We start from the raw sequence: 22,814 nt of genomic DNA on the forward strand, positions 1-22,814 counted from the left end.
TAGATAAAGAAGAGAACCACGCATGCTTCTACACCACTCCACCTGGATCGAGATCGGGCAGTTTCTGGAACGCAGCCGCACGGTGGTGATTCCCATCGGCTCCAACGAACAGCACGGCCCTACCGGCCTGCTGGGCACCGACTGGATGTGCCCGGAAATCATCGCCCATGAGGCGCAGAAGAACGCCGACCTGCTGATCGGCCCCACCTTCAACATCGGCATGGCCCAGCATCACCTGGGCTTTCCCGGCACCATTTCCCTGCGCCCTTCCACCTTTATCGCCGCGATTGGCGATTGGGTGCGCTCGCTGGCCGGGCATGGTTTCGAGAAGATCCTGTTTCTGAACGGCCACGGCGGCAATATCGCCACGATCGAAGCGGCCTTTTCCGAGCTGTACGCCGAAGCCAGCTTCGCCCGCCGTCCGGCCGGGTTTGCGTTGAAGCTGGTGAACTGGTGGGATTTGGAAGGTGTGAACGACCTGGCGCAACGCCAATTCCCGGTGGGCCATGGCAGCCATGCCACGCCGTCGGAGATTGCGGTGACCCAGTGGGCCTACCCGGATTCGATCAAGACGGCTGATTATTCGCCGCAAATCGCCAACACCGGGCCGATCCGTGAAGCGCTGGACTTCCGCGCGCGCTTCCCTGATGGACGCATGGGCTCGGACCCGGCGCTGGCGACGGTAGAGAAAGGTGGGGAGTTGGTGGCGTTGGCGGCGCAGGGTTTAGTCAAGACGGTCAATGCCTTCAGCAACGAAGCCAAGCCCTAGGCCATACGCGGAATTATTGGCATTCCTTGGCAGCAAGCTCAAGCCGCGACGGCGTAATCGTCGACGCCAGCGGCTTGCGCTCATACAGGAACACCTTGCCGCCGTCCTGGGACTTGTAGGCCTCCAGCACATCGTCGGCGGCAATCTTGCTGGTCAACACCACTTTGGCGTGGCGCGAGTTCTGCGTCACGGTGGAGGTGATCTTGTGTTTTTCCAGCTTGGGCAGCACGCACTGCACATAGGCTTCAGGCGTTTTGCTGGTCTGCAAGGTCAGGGTTGGAGCGTTGGGGGCGGAAACACAACCGGCCAACATCAGAGAAGCAAAGGCTAAGGCCGGGGCGAAAAAAGCGCGCATGAAAAATTCCTGATCATAAAAAATAAAGGTTCACATCAACCTGCACGGACCAACGCCTTGAGCGAGGCATCGAACTGCTTCAAGGCATCCAGTTGCACGTCCCGCTGCTGCTCGATCTGCGCAGCAATTTCCGGCGCCGCCTGGTCATGCACCCACACCGACGGCACCTGCTTGTGCACCGAGCCTTCGGCCTTGGCGATGTATTGCAGGTTCGCATCATAGAACCGCGCAATAAAACGCGCCTCGACCTGGTCGTTACGCTGGGTCAGCAGTTGGTTATGGGTATCGAGCATCACCACCACATCGGGGTGAGCCTGCACCAAGGCATCCAGGTTGTCGTAGACCGTCACCGACAAAAAGGTTCCCTGCAGCGAACTCATCAACCAATCGATGGCCAGTTCCGGGTCGGAGCTGTTGACGAACGCCTGGCGGATACGGCCGTCGAGGGCACCCTTGGCGCCATTCATGGCCATGTCGTGGTAGCGTTCAAGGTAGCTGAGGTTGTCGCGGGTGCTGTCAGTCAGCAATACACCCACCGACTCCGCGTGTTGCAGGGAGTCTACGCTACCGTTGATAGGTAGCAAATGGCTCGTACGCAGATCATCGGCGATTGCCGCGTTGTTGATAGCAACCGTGCCGAGCATCAAAGCCATCAACGCCAGCTGAATAAACGTCCTCATCGCGCATTTCCTTGAACAGCGTCTCGATGGGGTGATTTTCCGCTTTTCCCGCAAAAACAGAACTTGCGATCCTTGATGGTGACTATTATCTGAACCGATAGTGCTGACATAAAACTTATAAGGACCACGCCATGAAGCCCCACCAGAAAACCTTCGACCGCATCCGCGAAGCCGTACTACCGGAGTTTCGCGAGCGGGTCGCCGATTACCTGGTCGACTATGAACACGTGCTGCAGGACGAGGCAGCCGACGCCGATCAAATCAGCGCCAGCGCCCAGCAACTGCGCGGTTACCTGCGGGGTTTGAACACCACACGGGTGCTGGGCATGGCGGATTGGGAAGACCTGGACCGCCGTGTGAAGGAGGATTGGCTACGCGTGGTGGAAGCCGAATAATTCGCGGGGCGTGTCGATCAGCACGGCCTGCTCGACTGCTGCCGACCAGCCCAGGGCTTGGCGTTGCTTGATCACTGCGGCATAGCCGACAGACGTTTCATGCTGGGTGTGTGGCCAGTCACTGCCCCACACCAACCGATGCAGGCCAAAGCTCTGTTGCAATAACGGCATGGCTTGGTGGGCAAACTCAAGGTTCTGCGCCGGGCTGCCGGCCAGGCGATAAATACCCGAGACTTTCAGCCACAGCTGGCCGCCGAGTCCGAGCGCCAGCAAATCGGTAAAGCCGCGCTGATCGACGCCCAGTCGCGCGTCGGGTCGCCCGAAATGATCGATCACCAGTTTCACCCCGAACGGCAGCAGTTGCCGCACCAGGTGCGGCAGGTCGTCCAGCTCGCGGTGCAATTCCACATGCCAATCCAGCACGACGATATGTTCAAAGAATACTTTCCATCCCGGCTCAGTGAAGTCCGGCAGTGCCCTGCCCACCAGGTTCAGCCGCACGCCCACGACACCTGAGCGCGCCATGGCGTGCAGAGCGTCGCGCGGGATATCGCGTTCAACCACCACCACGCCGCGCAGCCGGTCGGGGGCCTGCTGCAAGGCGGACAGCAGGTAGCGATTGTCAGTGCCCAGGAAGCTGGGCTGCACCAGCACGCCATGGCTCAAGCCGTTGACGTGCAAGTGCCCGAGGTAATCCGCCAGCGTGGCGTCGTAGCCAGGGGTGTAGCGACGTTCGCCGGCCAAAGTCAGCGTGCGGCTGAACACATGGGCGTGGGCGTCGATGCCGGTGATGGAGCAGTTATCAAGCATGGGGTTCGTCTTTCAAGAGTAAAAAAGGGTCAAGCCTGGGCGCGCTGGCCGGTCACCACGTTGTCGGCGGGCGCTGCCTCCAGCACGCGGCCACGGGTTTCCGGCAGGCACAGTGCGGCGATCACCGCGACGCCGTAGGCAATCCCGGCATCAATGCCAATGGCCGAGCCGAGGGACATGGAGTCGCTCATATGCCCCACCAGGAACGGAAACACCGCGGACAAGACGCGCCCGAAGTTGTAGCAAAAGCCCACGCCGGCACCGCGCACATCCGCCGGGTACAGCTCGTTGAACAACGCCCCGAGGCTGGCCGGAATGCCGGCCGCGAAAAAACCCAGCGGGAAGCCGAGGAACAGCATCTGCGTATTGGTCAACGGCAGGAACACATAGGCCTGCACGGTGATCACGCAGCACAGCGCGAACAGCACGATGTTCTTGCGCCGTCCGATGCGATCAATCAGCAGACCGCTGGCGATGCAGCCACACCAGAAGGCAAAGATGATCACCGCCAGGTAGCCGCCGGAGTTGAGTACCGACAGGTTGCGCTCGGTCTTGAGGAAGGTCGGCAGCCAGGTCATCACCGCGTGATAACCGCCGTGGGCACCCAGGCCCAGCAAACCGCCGAACAGCGTGACGCGAATCAGCTCAGGACGGAAGATGCCGGCCAGCGACTTGAAGAAGCTCTGTGGAATCGCTTGTTCTTTTTGCAGGCGCTGGAAGCTGTCGGGCTCCTCGACATTGCGGCGCACCCAGATAATCAGGAACGACGGCAGCAAGCCCACCACAAACATCACACGCCAGGCCATGTCCTGCGGCACAAACGAATAGATCAGCGCAAACACCCCGACCGCGACGCCCCAGCCCACGGCCCAGGCGCTCTGCACGGTGCCCATCACCTTGCCGCGGTACTTCGGGTTGATGGTCTCGGCCATCAATACCGCACCCGCCGCCCACTCACCGCCAATGCCAAAGCCTTGCAGCGCCTTGACGATCAACAACTGGTGGAAGCCCGTGACAAACGCCGACAAAAAGGTGAAGAACGAGAACCACAGGATCATCCACTGCAAGGTACGCACCCGGCCGTAGCGGTCGGATAAAGTGCCGCCGACCCAACCGCCGATGGCCGAGGTGACCAGCGTGACGCCGCTGATCAACCCCGCATCGCCTTTGCTCAAGGCGAACGCGGCGATGAGTGCCGGGATCGCCAGGCCGAACATCTGCACTTCCAGTGCGTCGAGGGACCATCCGCCGAAGCAGGCCCAGAACGTTTTGCGCTCCCGAGGAGTGACTTGTCGATACCAACTGAACATGATTTTTATCCTTATAGGTCAAACGCGAGGCAGCCGGGCGCGAACCGTGCCGCAGCCGGGCCAGTGTTGGGCAAACAGTTAAAGGTGCGGGTGTCGGGTCAGCGAATGTCCACGCGGTAGCGGAAGTGCTCGGCGTGCCCGCGAGAGCGTCGCCACTCCAGGGGCTGGCCGGCGTAATCGCGGGCCAGGCGCTCGATCACCACCACCGGGCTGTTGACCGGCACCTGCAGCAATCGCGCGTACACCTCGTTGACCGATTCGGCGGTCAGGGTTTCCTCGGCCGAGGCCACCACTTGCCCGCAGACGTCTTCATACACCGGATACAGCAACGGGCCTTGCTGGGACAGATCGATATCCAGCAACGCCTGGAAGCGCGTGCGCGGTAGCCAGATCTCTTCGGCCAGCAGCGGCTGCACATCAAACAAACGGGTACGCAGGATGCGGATCACCTGGGCCTCAGGCGCCAGGCCCAGCGCCTCACTGACCGCCGACGGCGCGGCCAGGGATTCAACCGTGAGGATGCGGCTTTCCGGCACTTGGCGCTCGCCCGCAGGACCTTGAAACCGAAAGAAGCGAAACAGCGAGGACTGGAATTGCGGGCGGCGCACGAAGGTGCCTCGCCCCTGCTGGCGCTCAAGAATGCCTTCGCTGACCAACGCGTCCACGGCTTTGCGCACGGTGCCGGTGGACAGCTCGTACTCGGCGGACAGCACCGCTTCGGTGGGAATGGCTTCACCGGGGCGCCAGCGATTGTTGGCGATCTGCTCGACCAGGTGGTCGCGCAGGCGTTGGTAAAGCGGCAGACGGGCATCACTGGACAAGGTATTCATGGGGCCACATTCACTTTGTTATTTAGTCATATATATGAATATGGCGAGAGTATTTGTCCGCTGGGTGACGGCTGTCAAGCGCGTCACCGCTCCTAGAGGATGAATGGTCGGCTACAGCGCCGGACGTTGCTGCTGCACCCACGCCTGCACGGAGGGCCGCTTCCACTGGCGCTGCGCATATTCCACCAACTCGGCAGGCACGCTGTCGCCGTTGAGAATCAGGCGATTGAGCATCACCGCCAGGTCCACATCGACAATCGACCACTCGCCGAACAGATACGCCCGGTTACCCGCCAACAGTGCCTGGGCCGCGCTGATCAACTTGCGCGCCGCCGCTTCGGCCACGGGGGACAAGGGCGGCATCTTCTGCCCGTAGAACACTACCATCGTCGAACGCTCCTGGCGGATCGGCAGCAAGTCACTGCGCAACCACGCCTGGACCTGCCGCGCCCTCGCCCGCTGCTTGGGATCGGCCGGATAGACCGGCGTCTCGGGGCAAACTTCTTCCAGGTACTCAGTGATCGCCGAAGACTCCGACAGCGCAAAGTCTCCTTCTACCAGCGTCGGCACGCGCTGGGTCAGGGACAGTTGGGCGAAGTCGGCGGTCTGGTTCTGCGCGGCGTCCAAGTCCAGGGTCAAGGTGTCGAACGCCAGGCCTTTTTCCCGCAGGGTGACGAACACCGACATCGCGTAGGGGCTGGTATACAAATGATCAACATACAGGCGCAACGGACGCTGGCTCATAACGATTCTCCGTGAGTGGAACACCACGCTACGAGATGTGCGGCGAGAAAGACAATGCGCTGTTTTTATGGGGGCATTCCTACTCGGAATACCGGGCTAACCGGCAAAGCCACCCTTGTCCAAAAAGGCGCGCTCTTGCTCCGTGGTCTCTCGCGCCAACACGCCATTACGATGGGGAAAACGCCCAAACCGCTCGATGATCTCGGCGTGCTCCTTGGCCCAATAGTAAGTGTTGGCGTCCAGTTGCTGGTTCAGGACCAGTGAGCGCTGCTGATCCGCCGGGTCTTCGGAGTGTTCGAACGGCAGGTAACAGAACGCACGCAATGCCGGCTCAATCTGCTGATCCAATCCGGCGTCGACCATGCGCCTCGCATACAGGCGGGCCAGCGGGTCGGTGGCGAACATATGGGCGGTGCCGCGAAAGGCGTTGCGCGGATATTGGTCAAGCAGAATCAGCAGCGCCAAGGCACCTTGCGCCGAATCCAGCCAGTGTTCCAGTTCACGCCGGGCGGCTTGCAGGTGGATGGTGTGGAAGGTGTCGCGGAAGGTCGCGTCGAAGACCTCGTCCTTGGCGAACCAGCGTTTGGGGCCGGCGTGTTTCCAGAAATCGAGGACGGATTGTGGGGTAGTCATGATGAGGGGCCTGCACAAACGATTTCACTGACAGTATCAGAATCCATGGTGACGAATCGCGGCAACGCGTTAATTAATGTTATAGGATAACAACCCATTTCCGCCCTGCCCTGTGACCTTCGCCCATGACCGATGCTGTTCCCCTGCGCCAACGCCTGCTGTCCATCGATGCCCTGCGCGGCCTGGTGATCCTGTTCATGCTGCTGGACCATGTGCGCGAAACCTTCCTGCTGCACCGTCAGGTCAGCGACCCGATGACTATCGACAGCACCGAGCCCGCGCTGTTTTTCAGCCGCACCCTCGCCCATCTGTGTGCACCAGTATTTGTGTTGCTCACGGGCTTGTCGGCCTGGCTGTACGGCCAGAAATACCAAGGCCGGCGCGATGTGTCGGCGTTCCTGTTCAAGCGAGGGCTGTTCCTGGTGGTGCTGGAGTTCACCCTGGTCAACTTCGCCTGGACCTTCCAGCTGCCGCCCAACGTGATCTATATGCAAGTGATCTGGGCGATTGGCGTGAGCATGATCGCCCTTGCGGCGCTGGTGTGGTTGCCGCGTCCGCTGCTGATCGTGTTGGCAGTGGTGATCATTGCCGGGCACAACCTGCTGGACGGACTGCACTTCGACGCGGGTTCGGCACTGCATACTCCGTGGACGATCCTGCATGAGCGCAGTTGGATCGAAGTGGGCGAGTCGCTGCGCCTGCGCGTCTCGTATCCGGTGCTGCCGTGGATCGGTGTGATTGCCCTGGGCTACAGCCTCGGCCCGTGGTTTGCCAAAGGCATGCCGCCGGCGCTGCGCCAGCGCTATTTGTTGCTGGCCGGTATGAGTGCATTGATAGGGTTCGTGCTGTTGCGAGCAGCCAACGGGTATGGCGAGAAACCGTGGCAAGCCTATGACAGTGGCGTGCAGACCCTGATGAGCTTTTTCAACATCACCAAGTACCCGCCTTCGTTGTTGTTTCTGGCGCTGACACTGGGGATCGGGTTGCTGCTGTTGCTGGCGTTTGAGAAGGCGGGAAGCAAGCGCTGGATCAGCATGCTCGCCACCTTCGGCGCAGCGCCGATGTTCTTCTATCTGCTACACCTGTACGTGCTGAAAATCCTCTACGTCGCATGTGTGGCACTGTTTGGCCTGAATCACGGCAACTACTTCGGCTTCGACGGCATGGGCGCCATTTGGCTGGTTGCGCTGCTGCTGCCGCTGGCGCTGTACGCGCCGGTCCATTGGTTCGCCGGGCTCAAGGCCCGGCGCCGCGACCTGGCCTGGCTCAAGTACCTGTAGAAGCTCGATCTACGCGTGAGTCGGGGTGACAAGCCCCACTCATGTTGCGACCAGATGCACATAAAACGCGTGAAACATGAAATACGCACACACCGCCAGCGCCAGGCCCATGCAGCGGTTGAACACGGTAAACGCCGACGCCCCGTTGATCCGCCGCCCCAGCAGTGCGCCAAGCAACGCATAGAGCCACGGCGCGCCAAATGCGCCAAACGCCAGCAACGCCGACACAACAGCAATCGACACCCCAGTGATATGCGCCGCCGGCAGCATGACGCTGGTGATCGGCAGCACCGCCATGATGCCCTTGGGGTTGAGCAACTGGATCACCAGGCCGTTCCAGAACGTAAGGGTCTTGGCCGGTGCGGTAGAGACTTTTTCATCGACCACCGTGCGCGCGGTGAACACCTGATAAGCCAGGTACAAGGTGTACACGCCGCCAATCAACGAGATATAGGGCAACGCCGCCTGGGAAATGATCGCCTCGCCGGTGTAGCCGAACAGCACGAACAACACCAGCATCGCGCAGCCCACGCCGATGAAAAACCCAGTGGACCGCCGGAACTGACCGGTGAGCCCGGCGTTGAGGCCCATGAAATTCACGGGGCCGGGGCTGTACATGACGCTGAAGGCGTAGAGGAAGATGTCCATGGAAGACCTGCAGTAGAGTAAGTGGGGCGAGTCTACTGAGGGGGGTTGGGGGGATTCTTGTACGTTTGTGGTTGGGCTGTATGGGGATGCTGCGCATCCCAGCGGGAGCAAGCTCCCTCGCCACAGGCAGCTCGCTCCGGCGAGGGCTTTACATCAACGGAATCGAGTAATTCACAAACACCCGATTCTGATCCTGGTCCCGCGCCACTTCACTGCGCGACACGCCGTTGCGCCAGCCGAAGCCGACGTTCTTGAAGGTGCCGCTCTGCACCACGTAGTCCAGCGCGATATCGCGCTCCCACTCGCTGGCGTCGTTGCCGCTGGCGGTGCGGATGTGGTCGCCCTTCAGGTACATCACTGACGCCTTCAACCCCGGCACGCCGAGTGACGCGAAGTCGTAGGCGTATTGCGCAAAGGCGGTGCGCTCGCCGGCCTGGATGAAGGTTTGCACGGTACGGTCGGTGTAGAGGTACAGGCTGGAACCGCCCTCCCCTTTGTTCACCAGGCCGCCCTGGTTGAGTTGGGCGAAGTTGCTGTCGTCCGAGACTTGCTGGTAGCCGGCGGTGATCGCGTGCGGGCCCAGGGAGTAGATGAACGCCGCGCTCCAGGTGTTGTTGTCGATTTCACCGGTGCCGTTCTTGGTATAGCCGCCGAGTTTGTAACCTTCAGCACGGCCAGAAGCGGTGCTGTTCTTGCCGTCGGAAGTGGTCTTGAAGTAGCGCAGGTCGGTTTTCAACGAGCCGTAGTCGCCCAGCGGCAATACGTGGATCAGCCCGGCGAAGTGCTGTTGGTAATAGTCTTCGAGGTTGGCGTAGTAATACTGGACCATCAGGTCCTTGGTCACCTGGTAATCGGCACCGGCGTAGTTGAATTTGTTGCTTTCCTGGGTGCCGCCCGCCGCCGCCAGGCCGCTGCGGTCGCTGGAGCCACGGCCGGTGGTGTGTTGCAGTTGGCCACCGATCAAGGTCAGGTTGTCGATGTCCTTGCTGGTGATTTGCCCACCTTCGAACGATTGCGGCAACAGGCGCCCGTCGTTACTCACCAGGATCGGCAGGTTCGGCCGCAAGTAGCCGTAGCGCAGTTCGCTCTTGGCAAAACGCGCCTTGGCCGTGGCGCCGCCACGGGCCCAGTTGTCGGTGGCCTTGCCGTCGTCGTTGGGGATCATCGAGCTGCCCACGTGGCGGCCAGCTCCGCTGTCCAGGGTGATGCCGAGCATGCCGATGGCGTCGAGACCAAAACCCACGGTGCCGTCGGTAAAGCCCGATTGATAGTTGAGGATAAACGCCTGGCCCCACTCTTCGGTCTTCGACGGTGCGGCGGTGCCGTCCCGGTTGTCGTTGTTGAAGTAGAAGTTGCGCATACTCAAGTTGGCTTTGCTGTCGCTCAAGAAATCAGCCGACGCCAAAGGGCTCAGGGCAACGCCCAGGCCGCCGGTCAACACGCTTAACACATTCAAAGTGGCTTTCATCACAACCTCAGTCAATTAACCCATGAGCGTCATAAAACGGATACGGCCCCGGGTAGTCCCCGAATACGCCGTTGTGGCTGATCAAACCCTGTTGCGCCTCCCAGCGATGCAACAGATAGCCCGCCGGCTCCAGGTTGAAATGCGCGGGCGCCGCTTCTTGTAGATCCAACACGATCTGGTGCGAGGTGCCGGGGCACACACAACTCAGGCTGCCGCCAAAACGGCGCTGCATCGGCCGGTGCAAGTGCCCGCACAGCAGGCGCTCGACTTGCGGATGGCGGGCGACGACTTGCTCCAGCGCAGCGGCATTGATGAAGGGTTCGCGGTCCATATGGCCGATGCCGCTGATAAACGGCGGGTGATGCAGGATCAGCAAAGTCGGCGCATCCGGGCGCAGGGACAATTGCGCGTCGAGCCACTGCAATTGGCTGTCGAGCAACTGGCCGCCGTGGCCGCCGGGGATGGTGGAGTCCAGACCAATCAGGCGCAGCGGATGCTCGTCCACCACCCAGTCCAATGGGCCCTCTGCGGACACAGGCAAATACGCGTGATCCCGGAACGCCTCCAGCAGCGGCCCGCGCGTGTCGTGGTTGCCCGGCACCAGGTAGCACTGCATGTGCAAACGGGCGAGTTCGGGGTGCAGCACGGCGTATTCATCGGCGCGGCCGAAGTCCACCAGGTCACCGCTGATTACCACGATATCCGGGCGTGGGTGGCTGGCGTTCAGGTGATCCACGGCGCGGCGCAGCGCACCCAGGGTATCGACAACGCCGTAAGTAAGACGCTGGCCGGCTTTAAGGTGCAGGTCGCTGATCTGGGCGACGAGGAAAGGACGATTCAACATAGACTCTCAAGCATTCAGGGTGAACAACATGTGCGGCGCAATCGCCAGGGCGATCGGCGCGCCGACGGCGTACAGCTGGTTGTCGCTGCTGTCGACCAGCAGCGGTTGCGGGCCGCCCACATCCACCAGCAGGCGGCTTTGTGCGCCCTGGAAAAATTGCGCCAGCAGATGGCCGTGCAGGTGCCCCTCTCCCTCCATCACCTTCAGGTGTTCCGGGCGGCAATAGACCGTGCTGGGCCGCTCGGCGGCCTGCCACGGCAACTCGCCGCCGTGGACTTTCAAGCCATGGGCCGACAGCTCGATTACCTCGAAGGCATTGAGGTTGCCGACGAAGCCGGCGACGAAGGCATTGGCGGGTTTCTGGTAGATGTCACGCGGGCTGGCCAGTTGCGCGACACGGCCGTGCTCCATGACCAGGATGCGGTCGCCCAGGGCCATGGCTTCGCCCTGGTCGTGGGTGACGAACACCGAGGTGATGCCAAGGCCGCGCAGCAGGTCATTCAGTTCGCTGCGCAGGCGTTCGCGCAATTGCGCGTCGAGGGCCGCCAGGGGTTCGTCCAGCAACAGCACTTTCGGACGCGGCGCCAAGGCACGGGCCAATGCCACGCGCTGGCGCTGACCGCCGGAGAGTTCGTGGATGCTGCGCTTGCCGTGATGCTGCAAGCCCACCAGCTCCAGCAACTCGTCGCAGCGCTTGTTGCGCTCAGGCACCGACATCCCGCGAATCTTCAAGCCGTAGACGATATTTCCCGCCACATCCAGGTTGGGAAACAGCGCGTAGTTCTGGAACACCATGCCCACGTCACGTCGCTCGATGGGCAGGCGCGTCACGTCTTGGTCACCGAACAACACTTGGCCCAGATCCGGGCGTTCCAGGCCGGCGATCAGGCGCAAGGTCGTGGTCTTGCCACAACCGGACGGACCGAGAATCGCCAGGGTTTCGCCGCCTTCGACGGTCAGGTTCAAGTCATGCACGGCCACGGTGCCGTCGGCGAACGCCTTGCGACAGCCTTGCAGGCGGATAGTGATAGCGGTCATCGACGCTCTCCACGGGACAAACGGGCGCTGATGGCCTGCAACGCAATCAGCAGCGGCACGATCATCAGCAAAAAGATAAGGGTGTAGGCGCTGGCGATTTCCAGGCGCGCCGAGGCATAGCTGTCGGCCAGGCCCACGGGCAGCGTCTTGGTCATGGGCGTGTGGAGCATCCAGGTCAGGTTGAATTCCCCCAGGGACAAGGTCACCACCATCAGCACACCGGCCAGGATTCCCGCGCGGCAGTTAGGCACCACCACACTGAAAAAGCGCTTGATCGGACCGGCGCCCAAGCTGGCCGCCGCCTCTTCCAGCACTGGCAGTTGCTGGCGTTGCATCACCGCCATCACCGGGCGAACCAAGAACGGCAAGGTGAACAGCACATGCCCGACCAGGATGAACAGCCAACTGCTGCGAAAGCTGCCGAACTGGCCGTAGGTGAGCAGCAAGGCCAGCGCACTGGCCAACCCCGGCATCGCCACCGGCAGCACCATCAATTCTTCGAAGGCGCGGCTGAAGCGGTTGTTCATCCGCACCAGGGCGTAGGCCGCCGGCACGCCGATCACGCAGACACACACCGCACAGGCCAGCGCCAATTGCAGCGACAACCACACGGTGGGCGAATAGGCGTGCCACACCTGAATTAACCAATCGAAGGTCAAGCCACTGGACAGACCGACGAAGAAGTTGCGGGTCAAACCCGCCAGCAACGACATCAGCACCGGCACCAACATGAAGGCGCACACCAACAAGGTGAACAGCAGTTGCAGCACAAACAACGATGAGCGCTTCACAGCACAGTCCCCGCGTTTTTCACCAGGCGCCGCGTGAGCAGCAACACCGCCCAGGTCACCGCGCCAAGTACCACCGACAGCGCAGCGGCGACGGCAAAGTTGGCGTAGTTGGTGAATACGTTGTAGATCGCCACCGGGGTGACATTCAGTCGCGTGCCCAAGGTAAACGCCGTGCCGAAGGCGCCCATGGACGTGGCAAAACAGATCGCCCCGCAGGACGCCAACGCGGGCGCCAGGCCCGGCACGATCACGTCGCACACCACGCGCCAATGCCCGGCACCCAGGGAGTGCGCAGCTTCTTCCAGGCTACGATCAAGGCTCTCGCAGGCGGCCATCACCGTGAGGATCACCCGTGGAATCGAGAAGTACAGGTAGCCCACGAACAGCCCCGCCAACGAGTAGGCAAAGATCCATCGTTCACCGGCCAGTTGCAGGCCCAGTGAGGCCAGCAAGCCTTGGCGGCCTGCCAGCAGAATCACCAGGAAGCCCACCACCACACCCGGAAAAGCCAACGGAAAGGTAAGCAGCGCGACCAGTGCCGAGCGCCCGAAAAACTGGTGCCGGGCGAGGAACACACCGCTGATGCCGCCGATCACCAGCGCCACCAGCGTCACCACCACGGCCAGCACCAGCGTTTGCCCAAGGCTGCCCAGATACTGCGCGCTGCTGAGCACCTGCCAGTAACCACTGCCATTGCTGTCGCGGCTCTCGGCGCCGAGCACCATCAAGTGCGCCAGCGGCAACAGCCAAAAGGCGAGCAGCACCGCAAAGGCCGGGGCCAACGCCCAGGCGGCATGTTTTGCCGATGCTGCCACTTACTTGACCTCGTTCAGGTAACGGGCGGCGAAGGCTTCCTGCACAGCGGCCATTTTTTCGTAGTCCACCACCCCGGCGCGGGCATAGTCGCTGTCGGGCAGGAACTGTGCGGCCACGTCAGCCGGCATTTTCATCGGGCGCACCGGGCGCAGATAGGCCTTGGCCCAGAGTGCCTGGCCTTCGTCCGACAGCACGAAGTCGAGGACCTTTTCCCCGTTGGCGCGGTGCGGTGCGTTGGCCACCAGGCTCATCACGTAGGGCACGCTGATGCTGCCTTCCTTCGGGATCACAAAGGCGACGTTGGCTTTGTCTTTGTAGCGCGCGCGGTAGGCGTTGAAGTCGTAGTCCACCAGGATCGGCAACTCACCGGACAGCACCCGCGCATAGGCGGTTTGCTTGGGCACGATAGGCGCGTTCTTCGCCAACTTCTGGAAGTAGTCGATGGCCGGCGCGAAGTTGTCCAGGTCGCCGCCCAGTGCGCGGTTGATCGCCACGGCCGAGACGTAGCCGACGAAAGCACTGGACGGGTCGAGGTAACCAACCATGCCTTTGTACTCAGGCTTGAGCAGGTCGGCCCAGCTTTGCGGTACCGGCAAACCAGCCAGCGCATCAACATTGACCATGATGCCCAAGGTGCCGGAGTGGATCGCGAACCAGTGGCCGGCCGGATCTTTCAAGCCAGCGGGAATCTGGTCCCAGGCCTTGGGTTTATAAGTGTCGACCACCTCGGCTTTTTGCGCCTGCAGACCGAAGGTCACGCCGTAGTAAACGACGTCAGCCACCGGTGCGGCTTTTTCCGCCACCAATTGCGCCAGGGACTGGCCGGAGTTCTTGTTGTCTAGCGGCACCTGCACGCCGGTGCTGGCGGCGATGGCCTTGAGCTGGGTGCCCCAGTCGGCCCAGTCCGGCGGGCAGTTGTAGCAGATCGCGGTTTCGGCGGCCTGAGCCAGGCTGGCCGCACCGCACAGCAGCACGGCTGCCAGGGTTTTACTGAGTGCGCGCATCAAGGATTTCCTCGTGGGGTTGAGTACTGTCGCCCGGCCGGATATGGCAAGGCAGGCAATGGGACGTCGGGGCGTTGCCGGCGATCTGCGCCAGCAGTTGGTCAATCACGGTGCTGGCCAGCAAGGCGATGGGCTGCACCACGCTGCACAGGGTCGGGTGCATCTGAGTGCCGAGGCTGATGCCGTCGAAGCCCATCACCGACAGTTGTTCGGGCACGTTCCAGGCGTTGCGGCGCAGTTCGGCGATCAGGCTGATCGCCAGGAAATCGTTGGAGCACACCAATGCAGTCGGGGCCTCGGGGCCTCGCAAAAAGGGTTCGATGGCGGCGAATTCAGCCTGGGTGTGGGCCGGCATTTCGATCACCGCGCGGGGTTCCAGGCTGTATTCGCGCATGGCGTCGCAATAACCGGCGTAGCGCAGGCGGGCACGGTCGGACTGCAACGCAGGGCCGGCGACCATGCCGATACGTCGGTGCCCGGCTTCCAGCAGGTAACGCGTGGCCAGCGCCATGCCCGCGCGGTTGTCCACCGACACGGCGCTGTAGTTGGGATTGCTCGGTTGGTGATAAGCCAGCACGAACGGGGTTTGTTCGGTGTTCAAGCTGCTGAGCACGCTGTTGCTCTCGGCATCGGTGACCGTCAGCACCAGGCCATCGACGCGCTGGCGCAACAGTTCTTCCACCACGATGCATTCGCGCTCGCTGCTGTAGTCGGTGGTCGCCAGCAACAGGCTGTAGCCGCGCGCCCGAGCGGCGCGCTCCATGGCCTGAAACTGTTCAGCAAACACCGGGTTGAGCAGATTGGGCACCACCACGCCAATCAACTGGGTGGTTTGCAGACGCAGCTGGCGACCCAGCAGATTGGGGCGAAAACCCAACTCTCGGGCGGCGGCGAACACCTGCTCACGGGTGGTCGGGCGCACCTGGTCGGGGGAAGCAAAAGTGCGGGCGGCGGTGGCGCGGGATACGCCCGCCAGCCGGGCTACGTCTTTCAGGTCAGTCATTGTCACTCGCTTGAGATCGATCTCATTGGCGAGGACAGTAGCGGGGGAATGTGGCAGTTCGGCGGTAAGGAGATGACAGTTTGATGGCACCTGGCTTGCTACACACAAATCAAAATGGGCCGGGGTATGCCCATAGATAGTCATACTCCGCAGGTATTATTGAAAACCCAGGGCAGCAAAATCCGCCCACGAACCTTTCGATTCGATCCAAGTGCGGGCACAATGCGTGTCCTTTTTTGGCAGGCACCGCCGCAGGCTCTCAAAAATGATCAAAACGCCGTACTACCTCATCGATAAACAGAAGCTTCTGGTCAACATGCAGAAGATTGCTTACGTGCGCGAGCAGTCCGGCGCCAAGGCGTTGCTGGCGCTCAAGTGCTTTGCCACCTGGTCGGTGTTCGACCTGATGCAGCAATACATGGACGGCACCACCTCGTCGTCGCTGTATGAGCTCAAGCTCGGCCGCCAGAAGTTCGAAGGCGAGGCACACGCCTACAGCGTGGCCTGGGCCGACGATGAAATCGAAGAGATGCTGGATAACTGCGACAAGATCATCTTCAACTCGATCAGCCAATTGCAGCGTTTTGCCGAACGTTCCGAGGGCAAGACCCGCGGCCTGCGCGTCAACCCGCAGGTGAGCAGCTCCGACTACCTGCTGGCCGACCCGGCGCGTCCGTTCAGCCGTTTGGGTGAATGGGACCCGGTGAAGATCGAAGGCGTGATCGAGCAGATCTCCGGCTTCATGTTCCACAACAACTGCGAGAACGGCGATTTCAGCCTGTTCGACAAAATGCTCGGCACCATCGAAGAACGCTTCGGCGCGCTGCTGCACAAGGTCGAGTGGGTCAGCCTCGGCGGCGGCATCCACTTCACCGGTGAAGACTATGCGGTGGACGCGTTCTGCGCGCGCCTGAAGGCGTTCTCCGAAAAGTACGGCGTGCAGGTGTACCTGGAACCCGGCGAAGCGGCGATCACCAACAGCGCCTCCCTGGAAGTCACCGTGCTCGACACCCTCTACAACGGCAAGAACCTCGCCGTGGTAGACAGCTCCATCGAAGCCCACCTGCTGGACCTGCTGATCTATCGCCTCAACGCCAAGCTGGCGCCAAGCGACGGTGAACACACCTTCATGGTGTGCGGCAAATCCTGCCTGGCCGGGGATATCTTCGGCGAGTATCAATTTGATCGTCCGCTGGCCATCGGCGATCGGCTGTCGTTCATCGACACCGCAGGCTACACCATGGTCAAGAAAAACTGGTTCAACGGCCTGAAAATGCCGTCCATCGTAGTGAAACAACTCGACGGTACTGTCGAAGTGGTTCGTGAATTTGGTTACGACGACTACCTGTCCAGCCTTTCGTAAGCTGGCGGATAAAGGAGAGATAAAGCAATTGAAAAAGAACGTTCTTATCATTGGTGCAGGAGGTGTCGCCAAGGTGGTGGCCCACAAGTGCGCGCAGCACAACGACGAACTCGGTCGTATTGCTATCGCGTCGCGCAACATCTCCAAATGCCAGGCCATCATCGACAGCGTCAAGGCCAAGGGTAGCCTTAAGGTTCCCGCCGACATCCAAGCCTTCGCGCTGAACGCCCTGGACGTGGAAGCGACCAAGGCCCTGATCCGCGAGACCGAATCGCAGATCGTCATCAACGTGGGTTCCGCGTTCCTCAACATGTCGGTGCTGCGCGCCTGCATCGACACGGGCGTTGCCTACCTCGACACCGCCATCCACGAAGAGCCGGGCAAGGTCTGCGAGACCCCGCCGTGGTACGGCAACTACGAATGGAACCACCTGGAAGAGTGCAAACAGAAGAACATCACCGCCATCCTTGGCGTGGGCTTCGACCCGGGTGTCGTCAACGCGTATGCCGCGCTGGCGCAGCAACAGCATTTCGACCGCATTGATTCGATCGACATCCTCGACGTCAATGCCGGCTCCCATGGCAAGTACTTCGCCACCAACTTCGACCCGGAAATCAACTTCCGCGAGTTCACCGGACAGGTGTGGAGCTGGCAGAACAGCCAGTGGACCAGCAACACCATGTTCGAAGTCAAACGCACTGATGACCTGCCGGTCGTCGGTTCGCAGAACCTCTACCTCACCGGCCACGATGAAGTGCACTCACTGTCGAAAAACCTCGACGTGCCCAACGTGCGCTTCTGGATGAGCTTCGGCGAGCACTACATCAACGTGTTCACCGTGCTGAAAAACCTCGGCCTGCTCTCCGAAAAGCCGGTCACCACCGCCGAAGGCCTGGAAGTCGTGCCGTTGAAACTGGTCAAGGCCGTGCTGCCCGACCCGTCTTCGCTCGCCCCCGGCTACACCGGCAAGACCTGCATCGGTGACCTGGTCAAGGGCACCAAAAATGGCCAGCCCCACGAGATGTTCATCTACAACGTGGCGTGCCATGAAGAAGCCTTTGCCGAAACCGACAGCCAGGGCATCTCCTACACCGCAGGCGTGCCACCGGTGGCCGCTGCGCTGCTCGTTGCCCGTGGCGAGTGGGATGTGAAGCACATGGCCAACGTCGAGGAACTGCCGGCTGAGCCGTTCCTGAAGGCGCTGGACGTGATGGGGTTGCCGACTCGGATTAAAGACGAGAAGGGTGATCGGGCCTGGGATGCGATTGCCTGAATAGGCGATAACTGACCGAACAAAAAAATGCGCCCTCCGGGGCGCATTTTTTGTTTGGCCCCCCCTTACTGTAGGAGCGAGCTTGCTCGCGAAAAACATCAACGATGACGCGGGCATTCTGGATGCACGCGGTGCCTGTTGGTTTTTCGCGAGCACGCTCGCTCCTACAAGGGTTCTGGGTTATTCGAGGTTACGGGCCGAGTTACTCAGCGCTCGCGAACATTGCAACAACGCCGGCGCCAACTGCTTCTCCGCATCCGCCCTGCTCCACCGACTGGTCGGCGCCACCACATGCACCGCCGCCACCGGCCGGCCATTGGCACCCAACACCGGCGCGCCGATGGTCATGTCGCCCAGGAACAGCTCCTGGCCATTCACCGCGTAGCCCTGCTCGCGCACCTGTTGCAACGACTCCAGAATCTGCTCGACGTCAGTCAGCGTCTGGCTGGTGTGGGCAATGCGCTGGCTGTTCTCGATCAACACCAACGCCTCCTCCTGCGGCAACGCGCTCAAATACGCGCGCCCCGACGCCGTGCAATACATCGGCACACGCGAACCGATCGGCATGTGCACCGGCACGAACCCTGAGCTGACGAAACGCGCGATATAGGTCATGTCGTAGCCCGCAGGCTCGGTGAGGCATGACGTCTCGCCGGTCAATCGCGTCAGCTCCGACAGAAATGGATTGGCCACCTCGATCAACGAATGCGCGTCCAGGTAACTGAAGCCCAACTCCAGCACCCGAGGTGTGAGTTGGTAATGCCGTGTGCGGGAGTGTTTCCGAAGGTAACCCAGGCTTTCCAGGGTAAACACCATGCGCTGGGCCGAGCTTTTGGTCATGCCGGCGGCTTCGGCCACCTCTGCAAGGCTCATGCTGCGGCGCTGAGCGCTGAATGCCTTGAGCACCGACAGGCCTTTTTCCAGGGATTGGTTGTGCAGACTGTTGCGTTCTTCGGACATGTCGGACTCGCGGTCAGGTCGATCAGGCGTGGCGATATTTCTACCTCAAATCACAAAAATAGACCACTAAATATCGCATATCGATACGATCGGTTCATTTTGTCGATTTTTGATGGCGAATATCGATTGTTATCAATCGAAATGGCACAGAGCTTGCGATTTCATCAATAACCGCTCGCGGTACTGACGATCCGTTTTCCTTCTGGAGTAACCCGATGAACAGTCTTTCGCCCTTGTTTCGCCGCCTTGCCTTCGGTTTGTGCGCCGCCTTTTGTGTCAGCGCCGCGCACGCAGACAGTGCGTCCTCGTACAAAGTCGGTGCAACCGCCAGTGGCTCGCCGTTTACCTTTCTCGACATCAAGAGCAACAGCATCCAGGGTGTGATGGTCGATGTGGCTGAGGCCGTGGGCAAGGCCGGCGGGTTCACCAGCCAGATCGAACAGACCAACTTTGCCGCGCTGATTCCGTCGCTCACCTCGGGCAAGCTGGACTTCATTTCCGCCGGCATGCTCAAGACCGAAGAGCGCACCAAGGTCGTCGACTTCAGCGCCCCGGTGTATGCCTACGGTGAAGGCCTGATTATCAATGCCGACGACAACGCCGCCTACCCTGACCTCATGCCACTCAAGGATCAGGTGGTCGGCGTACAGGCCGGCACGGTCTTCTATGACCAACTGAACAAGCTCGGCATCTTCAAGGAAATCCGCACCTACGACTCCATCGGCGAGATGGTCCGCGACCTGTCCCTGGGCCGCATCAAAGCCGCCGTGGGCGACCAGCCGGTGGTGGCCTACCAGATTCGCCAGAATCTGTTCAAAGGCGTGAAACTCGCCCCGGACTACAAGCCCACCAATGTCGGCGAAGTGTGCCTGGTGGTGCGCAAGGGCGATTCACAGACCCTGGAGCGCCTGAACACCGCCATCGCCAGCATCAAAGCCGACGGCACCCTGGACAGCATCCTCAAGAAGTGGGGACTTGATACCCAGGTGCGCCCATGAACCCGGCTGAGTTCCTGCAAAACGCCCAGGACTTCTTGCCGATCCTGCTGCAAGGCGCCTGGGTGACGATCCAGATCACCGTGCTGTCGTTCCTGCTCAGCAGCGCGATCGGCCTGGTGCTGGCGCTGCTCAAGCTGTCGCCTATCCGCGCGCTGTCGTGGGCCGCCAGCACCATTATCAACGTGATCCGTGGGCTGCCGATCATTGTGCAGCTGTTCTACATCTACTTCGTGCTGCCGGACATGGGCGTGCACCTCACCGCGTTCTACGCGGGCGTAATCGGCATGGGCATCGCCTACTCGGCGTATCAGGCGGAGAACTTTCGCACCGGCATCATTGCCGTGGAACAGGGCCAGCGCGAGGCCGCCGAAGCCTTGGGCATGCGCTCGGCACTGATGATGCGCCGGGTGATCCTGCCGCAAGCGTTCCGCATCGCCCTGCCGCCCTACGGCAACACCCTGGTGATGATGCTCAAGGATTCATCGCTGGTATCGACTATTACCGTGGCCGAGATGACCCGCCAGGGCCAACTCATTGCCTCGTCCACCTTCCAGAACATGACCGTCTACACCCTGGTCGCCCTGCTCTACCTGCTGATGAGCCTGCCGCTGGTGTATGGCCTGCGCCGCATGGAACAGCACCTGGGTCGGAGGAAAAAAGCATGATCGAGATTCGCCAACTGCAAAAACACTACGGCAGCCACCGCGTACTGCACGGCGTCGACCTGGACGTGGCCAAGGGCGAAGTCGTATGCCTGATCGGCCCCTCGGGCTCGGGCAAGTCCACGCTGCTGCGCTGCATCAATGCGCTGGAAGCTTATGACGGCGGCGCCATCACCGTATTTGGCCAAACCGTGCAACGCGGCAGCAAGACCGTGCACACCCTGCGCAGCCGCATGGGCATGGTGTTCCAGCGCTTCAACCTGTTCCCCCATCGCACCGTGCTGGAAAACGTCATGGAAGGCCCGGTGTATGTCAAAGGCGAACCTGCGCAACAGGCCCGCGAGGAAGCCCTGGTATTGCTGGAAAAGGTCGGCTTGAGTGCCAAGGCCGACGCTTACCCGGAACAACTCTCCGGTGGCCAGCAGCAACGCGTAGCCATCGCCCGCGCCCTGGCAATGAAACCCGAGGCGATGCTGTTCGACGAACCCACCTCCGCCCTCGACCCGGAACTGGTGGGCGATGTGCTGGCGGTGATGCGCACCCTCGCCGACGAAGGCATGACCATGATCGTGGTCACCCACGAAATGGGTTTTGCCCGCGAAGTGGCCGATCGCGTGTGCTTCCTGCATGGCGGCTACATCGTCGAAAGCGGCGCGGCGGAGCAGGTGCTGGGCAATCCGCAGCATCCACGCACCCAGGATTTCCTACGCCGTGTGCTGCATCCCACTGGCGATACGCGGAGCCTGTCATGAAGTCATTATGGTCAGCGACCGCGCCGTCGGTGGTGCCGACGCCTGCGTTGAGTGAATCGGTAAACGTGGACGTGGCGATTGTCGGCGCCGGGTACACCGGCTTATCGACGGCGCTGCATTTGGCCGAGCGTGGCGTGAGCGTGTGTGTACTGGAAGCTAACGAACCGGGTTGGGGTGCGTCCGGGCGCAACGGTGGGCAAGTCAACCCGACGCTCAAATATGACCCGGAGCAACTGGTGCAGATGTATGGGGCGGAGCGCGCCGAACCATTGATCTCAACCGTATCGAACTCGGCGGACCTGGTGTTCAAGCTGATCGAAAAACACGGCATCGATTGCGCCCCGGTACGCAAGGGTTGGATGCAGGTGTCGTACACCGAAAAAGGCGTCGCCGGGTTGCATGCACGAGCAGATCAGTGGGCCCGGCGTGGTGTGCCGGTACATCGCCTGGATGCAGCGGCGGTAGCTTCACGCATGGGCAGTGGCGCCTTTGCCGGTGGCTGGCTGGACGGCCGGGCCGGGGCGATTCAGCCGTTGGCGTATGCCCGTGGGTTGGTCGGTTCGGCGTTGGCGGCGGGTGTGAGGATTCATGGGCAGAGTGCGGTGACGGGGTTGCAGCGCCAAGGTTCGGGCTGGCAATTGACGACGGCAACGGGTGCGCAAGTGAGCGCCGAGAAAGTGGTGCTCGCCACCAACGGCTACAGCGGCAACCTGTGGCCGGGCATGGCGCAAAGCATCCTGGCGGCCAACAGTTTTATCGTCGCGACCAAGCCTCTGACGGGGCACGCGGCCGAGAGCATTTTGCCGGGCCAGGAAACCGTTTCCACCGCACAAAGGCTGCTGCTGTACTTTCGCAAAGACAGCCATGGGCGCTTGCTGATGGGCGGACGCGGGCTGTTCAACGACCCCACTTCGCCCACGGATTTTGCTCATCTGGAGCGTTCGTTGGCACTGCTGTTTCCGCAGTTGGGGCCATTGGAATTCGAATACCGTTGGGCTGGGCGTATCGCGATCACCCGCGACTTCATGCCCCACGTCCACGAACCGGCGCCGGGGCTCACGTTGGCACTGGGTTGCAATGGCCGTGGGATTGCGTTGTGTACCAGCCTGGGGCAGCAATTGGCGGGGCGGTTATGTGACGGCAAGGCCGAGTTTGCCTACCCGGTGACGGCGTTGCAGCGCTTGCCGATGCATGGGTTGCAGCGGTTTTATATTGGGGCGGGGGTGGCGTGGTACAGCTTGTTGGATCGACTCCATATCAGCTGATTGCGATCCAGGACTTTTCCCACAAGGGTTTCAGGTTGTCGCTCGGAACCTGGCTGACTAACCTCTGCGCCGTCGCTGCCAATTCAGCGGCCGGATTTGACCGTCCGACCTTGTTAACGAACT

Annotated in this window: 25 protein-coding genes; 9 read left to right on the forward strand and 16 right to left on the reverse strand. The window is 61.4% G+C overall.

The features are described 5' to 3' along the window. The first annotated feature begins 22 nt into the window (after positions 1 to 22). A complete protein-coding gene (locus CI807_RS24260; RefSeq protein WP_028616528.1) occupies positions 23 to 769 on the forward strand; it encodes a creatininase family protein in 747 nt (248 codons plus the stop codon). Between the two features lie 13 nt (positions 770 to 782). Here the strand turns inward: CI807_RS24260 and CI807_RS24265 are convergent, their stop codons facing one another. After that, positions 783 to 1,124, reverse strand: coding sequence for a hypothetical protein (locus CI807_RS24265; RefSeq protein WP_016977143.1), 342 nt, complete (start codon positions 1,122 to 1,124; stop codon positions 783 to 785). Between the two features lie 35 nt (positions 1,125 to 1,159). Beyond that, positions 1,160 to 1,804 carry an ATPase gene (locus CI807_RS24270; RefSeq protein WP_095016557.1) on the reverse strand — a complete coding sequence of 215 codons (645 nt, stop codon included), beginning with the start codon at positions 1,802 to 1,804 and terminating at the stop codon, positions 1,160 to 1,162. Between the two features lie 131 nt (positions 1,805 to 1,935). On the opposite strand from CI807_RS24270, the gene CI807_RS24275 reads away from it, so the two are divergent. Beyond that, on the forward strand, positions 1,936 to 2,199 hold the full coding sequence (locus CI807_RS24275; RefSeq protein WP_016977145.1) for a hypothetical protein: 264 nt from the start codon (positions 1,936 to 1,938) through the stop codon (positions 2,197 to 2,199). Here the strand turns inward: CI807_RS24275 and CI807_RS24280 are convergent. From CI807_RS24280 to CI807_RS24300, 5 genes are all read right to left on the reverse strand, one after another. Next, on the reverse strand, positions 2,176 to 3,009 hold the full coding sequence (locus CI807_RS24280; RefSeq protein WP_095016558.1) for an amidohydrolase: 834 nt from the start codon (positions 3,007 to 3,009) through the stop codon (positions 2,176 to 2,178). The two genes, CI807_RS24275 and CI807_RS24280, sit on opposite strands and share 24 nt — an antisense overlap. A 29-nt stretch (positions 3,010 to 3,038) precedes the next feature. Next, positions 3,039 to 4,319: an MFS transporter gene (locus CI807_RS24285; protein ID WP_016977147.1), complete on the reverse strand. Its 1,281-nt coding sequence runs from the start codon at positions 4,317 to 4,319 to the stop codon at positions 3,039 to 3,041. 98 nt (positions 4,320 to 4,417) lie between these two features. Continuing rightward, entirely contained in the window at positions 4,418 to 5,149 is a 732-nt protein-coding gene (locus tag CI807_RS24290) for a GntR family transcriptional regulator (protein WP_016977148.1), read from the reverse strand. A 111-nt stretch (positions 5,150 to 5,260) separates the two neighbouring features. After that, positions 5,261 to 5,893, reverse strand: a complete 633-nt coding sequence (yfcF, locus tag CI807_RS24295) for a glutathione transferase (protein ID WP_095016559.1) — start codon at positions 5,891 to 5,893, stop codon at positions 5,261 to 5,263. 96 nt (positions 5,894 to 5,989) lie between these two features. After that, positions 5,990 to 6,526 carry a DUF924 family protein gene (locus tag CI807_RS24300; RefSeq protein ID WP_095016560.1) on the reverse strand — a complete coding sequence of 179 codons (537 nt, stop codon included), beginning with the start codon at positions 6,524 to 6,526 and terminating at the stop codon, positions 5,990 to 5,992. A 125-nt stretch (positions 6,527 to 6,651) separates the two neighbouring features. On the opposite strand from CI807_RS24300, the gene CI807_RS24305 reads away from it, so the two are divergent. Continuing rightward, on the forward strand, positions 6,652 to 7,806 hold the full coding sequence (locus tag CI807_RS24305; protein ID WP_095016561.1) for a DUF1624 domain-containing protein: 1,155 nt from the start codon (positions 6,652 to 6,654) through the stop codon (positions 7,804 to 7,806). A gap of 39 nt (positions 7,807 to 7,845) precedes the next feature. On the opposite strand, the gene CI807_RS24310 is transcribed toward CI807_RS24305, so the two are convergent. From CI807_RS24310 to CI807_RS24345, 8 genes are all read right to left on the reverse strand, one after another. Further along, a complete protein-coding gene (locus CI807_RS24310; RefSeq protein ID WP_095016562.1) occupies positions 7,846 to 8,454 on the reverse strand; it encodes a LysE family translocator in 609 nt (202 codons plus the stop codon). A gap of 148 nt (positions 8,455 to 8,602) precedes the next feature. Next, complete coding sequence (locus CI807_RS24315; protein WP_095016563.1) at positions 8,603 to 9,922, reverse strand: OprD family porin; 1,320 nt, start codon at positions 9,920 to 9,922, stop codon at positions 8,603 to 8,605. Between the two features lie 7 nt (positions 9,923 to 9,929). Then, complete coding sequence (locus tag CI807_RS24320; RefSeq protein WP_095017616.1) at positions 9,930 to 10,763, reverse strand: phosphodiesterase; 834 nt, start codon at positions 10,761 to 10,763, stop codon at positions 9,930 to 9,932. A 9-nt stretch (positions 10,764 to 10,772) separates the two neighbouring features. Continuing rightward, complete coding sequence (locus CI807_RS24325) at positions 10,773 to 11,804, reverse strand: ABC transporter ATP-binding protein (RefSeq protein ID WP_095016564.1); 1,032 nt, start codon at positions 11,802 to 11,804, stop codon at positions 10,773 to 10,775. Then, complete coding sequence (locus CI807_RS24330; protein ID WP_095016565.1) at positions 11,801 to 12,595, reverse strand: ABC transporter permease; 795 nt, start codon at positions 12,593 to 12,595, stop codon at positions 11,801 to 11,803. The genes CI807_RS24325 and CI807_RS24330 overlap by 4 nt, the downstream gene beginning before the upstream one ends. After that, the gene (locus tag CI807_RS24335) at positions 12,592 to 13,410 is read right to left on the reverse strand and encodes an iron ABC transporter permease (RefSeq protein WP_028616544.1); all 819 of its coding nucleotides are present in this window, start codon (positions 13,408 to 13,410) and stop codon (positions 12,592 to 12,594) included. The genes CI807_RS24330 and CI807_RS24335 overlap by 4 nt, the downstream gene beginning before the upstream one ends. Beyond that, positions 13,411 to 14,415, reverse strand: coding sequence for an ABC transporter substrate-binding protein (locus CI807_RS24340; RefSeq protein WP_095016566.1), 1,005 nt, complete (start codon positions 14,413 to 14,415; stop codon positions 13,411 to 13,413). It lies immediately after the preceding gene. After that, entirely contained in the window at positions 14,399 to 15,418 is a 1,020-nt protein-coding gene (locus tag CI807_RS24345) for a LacI family DNA-binding transcriptional regulator (protein ID WP_095016567.1), read from the reverse strand. The genes CI807_RS24340 and CI807_RS24345 overlap by 17 nt, the downstream gene beginning before the upstream one ends. Positions 15,419 to 15,683: 265 nt before the next feature. Between CI807_RS24345 and CI807_RS24350 the strand changes: the two genes are divergently transcribed. Together CI807_RS24350 and CI807_RS24355 are read left to right on the forward strand one after the other, a co-directional pair. Further along, a complete protein-coding gene (locus CI807_RS24350) occupies positions 15,684 to 16,781 on the forward strand; it encodes a carboxynorspermidine decarboxylase (protein ID WP_095016568.1) in 1,098 nt (365 codons plus the stop codon). Positions 16,782 to 16,809: 28 nt separating this feature from the next. After that, positions 16,810 to 18,054: a saccharopine dehydrogenase family protein gene (locus CI807_RS24355; RefSeq protein ID WP_095016569.1), complete on the forward strand. Its 1,245-nt coding sequence runs from the start codon at positions 16,810 to 16,812 to the stop codon at positions 18,052 to 18,054. Between the two features lie 180 nt (positions 18,055 to 18,234). Here CI807_RS24355 and CI807_RS24365 read toward each other — a convergent pair whose 3' ends face one another. Beyond that, entirely contained in the window at positions 18,235 to 19,014 is a 780-nt protein-coding gene (locus tag CI807_RS24365) for an IclR family transcriptional regulator (protein ID WP_016977166.1), read from the reverse strand. Positions 19,015 to 19,229: 215 nt separating this feature from the next. Between CI807_RS24365 and CI807_RS24370 the strand changes: the two genes are divergently transcribed. Genes CI807_RS24370 through CI807_RS24385 form a run of 4 tightly spaced genes read left to right on the forward strand, consistent with a single transcriptional unit; the run spans position 19,230 to position 22,691 of the window. Continuing rightward, on the forward strand, positions 19,230 to 20,012 hold the full coding sequence (locus CI807_RS24370; protein ID WP_095016570.1) for an ABC transporter substrate-binding protein: 783 nt from the start codon (positions 19,230 to 19,232) through the stop codon (positions 20,010 to 20,012). Beyond that, positions 20,009 to 20,677: an amino acid ABC transporter permease gene (locus CI807_RS24375; RefSeq protein WP_016977168.1), complete on the forward strand. Its 669-nt coding sequence runs from the start codon at positions 20,009 to 20,011 to the stop codon at positions 20,675 to 20,677. The genes CI807_RS24370 and CI807_RS24375 overlap by 4 nt, the downstream gene beginning before the upstream one ends. Continuing rightward, complete coding sequence (locus tag CI807_RS24380; protein ID WP_095016571.1) at positions 20,674 to 21,426, forward strand: amino acid ABC transporter ATP-binding protein; 753 nt, start codon at positions 20,674 to 20,676, stop codon at positions 21,424 to 21,426. Before CI807_RS24375 ends, CI807_RS24380 begins: the two co-directional genes overlap by 4 nt. Next, positions 21,423 to 22,691, forward strand: coding sequence for an FAD-binding oxidoreductase (locus CI807_RS24385; protein ID WP_095016572.1), 1,269 nt, complete (start codon positions 21,423 to 21,425; stop codon positions 22,689 to 22,691). Before CI807_RS24380 ends, CI807_RS24385 begins: the two co-directional genes overlap by 4 nt. The last annotated feature ends 123 nt before the right edge of the window (positions 22,692 to 22,814 follow it).

It is taken from the genome of Pseudomonas sp. NS1(2017), from assembly GCF_002269425.1.
Lineage (GTDB): Bacteria > Pseudomonadota > Gammaproteobacteria > Pseudomonadales > Pseudomonadaceae > Aquipseudomonas > Aquipseudomonas reactans.

Bases quoted from the DNA above. Each gene is read 5' to 3' on its own strand.
- CI807_RS24260 (WP_028616528.1), top strand. From the start codon at position 23: ATGCTTCTACACCACTCCACCTGGATCGAGATCGGGCAGTTTCTGGAA.
- CI807_RS24265 (WP_016977143.1), bottom strand. From the start codon at position 1,124: ATGCGCGCTTTTTTCGCCCCGGCCTTAGCCTTTGCTTCTCTGATGTTG.
- CI807_RS24270 (WP_095016557.1), bottom strand. From the start codon at position 1,804: ATGAGGACGTTTATTCAGCTGGCGTTGATGGCTTTGATGCTCGGCACG.
- CI807_RS24275 (WP_016977145.1), top strand. From the start codon at position 1,936: ATGAAGCCCCACCAGAAAACCTTCGACCGCATCCGCGAAGCCGTACTA.
- CI807_RS24280 (WP_095016558.1), bottom strand. From the start codon at position 3,009: ATGCTTGATAACTGCTCCATCACCGGCATCGACGCCCACGCCCATGTG.
- CI807_RS24285 (WP_016977147.1), bottom strand. From the start codon at position 4,319: ATGTTCAGTTGGTATCGACAAGTCACTCCTCGGGAGCGCAAAACGTTC.
- CI807_RS24290 (WP_016977148.1), bottom strand. From the start codon at position 5,149: ATGAATACCTTGTCCAGTGATGCCCGTCTGCCGCTTTACCAACGCCTG.
- yfcF (WP_095016559.1), bottom strand. From the start codon at position 5,893: ATGAGCCAGCGTCCGTTGCGCCTGTATGTTGATCATTTGTATACCAGC.
- CI807_RS24300 (WP_095016560.1), bottom strand. From the start codon at position 6,526: ATGACTACCCCACAATCCGTCCTCGATTTCTGGAAACACGCCGGCCCC.
- CI807_RS24305 (WP_095016561.1), top strand. From the start codon at position 6,652: ATGACCGATGCTGTTCCCCTGCGCCAACGCCTGCTGTCCATCGATGCC.
- CI807_RS24310 (WP_095016562.1), bottom strand. From the start codon at position 8,454: ATGGACATCTTCCTCTACGCCTTCAGCGTCATGTACAGCCCCGGCCCC.
- CI807_RS24315 (WP_095016563.1), bottom strand. From the start codon at position 9,922: ATGAAAGCCACTTTGAATGTGTTAAGCGTGTTGACCGGCGGCCTGGGC.
- CI807_RS24325 (WP_095016564.1), bottom strand. From the start codon at position 11,804: ATGACCGCTATCACTATCCGCCTGCAAGGCTGTCGCAAGGCGTTCGCC.
- CI807_RS24340 (WP_095016566.1), bottom strand. From the start codon at position 14,415: ATGCGCGCACTCAGTAAAACCCTGGCAGCCGTGCTGCTGTGCGGTGCG.
- CI807_RS24345 (WP_095016567.1), bottom strand. From the start codon at position 15,418: ATGACTGACCTGAAAGACGTAGCCCGGCTGGCGGGCGTATCCCGCGCC.
- CI807_RS24350 (WP_095016568.1), top strand. From the start codon at position 15,684: ATGATCAAAACGCCGTACTACCTCATCGATAAACAGAAGCTTCTGGTC.
- CI807_RS24365 (WP_016977166.1), bottom strand. From the start codon at position 19,014: ATGTCCGAAGAACGCAACAGTCTGCACAACCAATCCCTGGAAAAAGGC.
- CI807_RS24370 (WP_095016570.1), top strand. From the start codon at position 19,230: ATGAACAGTCTTTCGCCCTTGTTTCGCCGCCTTGCCTTCGGTTTGTGC.
- CI807_RS24375 (WP_016977168.1), top strand. From the start codon at position 20,009: ATGAACCCGGCTGAGTTCCTGCAAAACGCCCAGGACTTCTTGCCGATC.
- CI807_RS24380 (WP_095016571.1), top strand. From the start codon at position 20,674: ATGATCGAGATTCGCCAACTGCAAAAACACTACGGCAGCCACCGCGTA.
- CI807_RS24385 (WP_095016572.1), top strand. From the start codon at position 21,423: ATGAAGTCATTATGGTCAGCGACCGCGCCGTCGGTGGTGCCGACGCCT.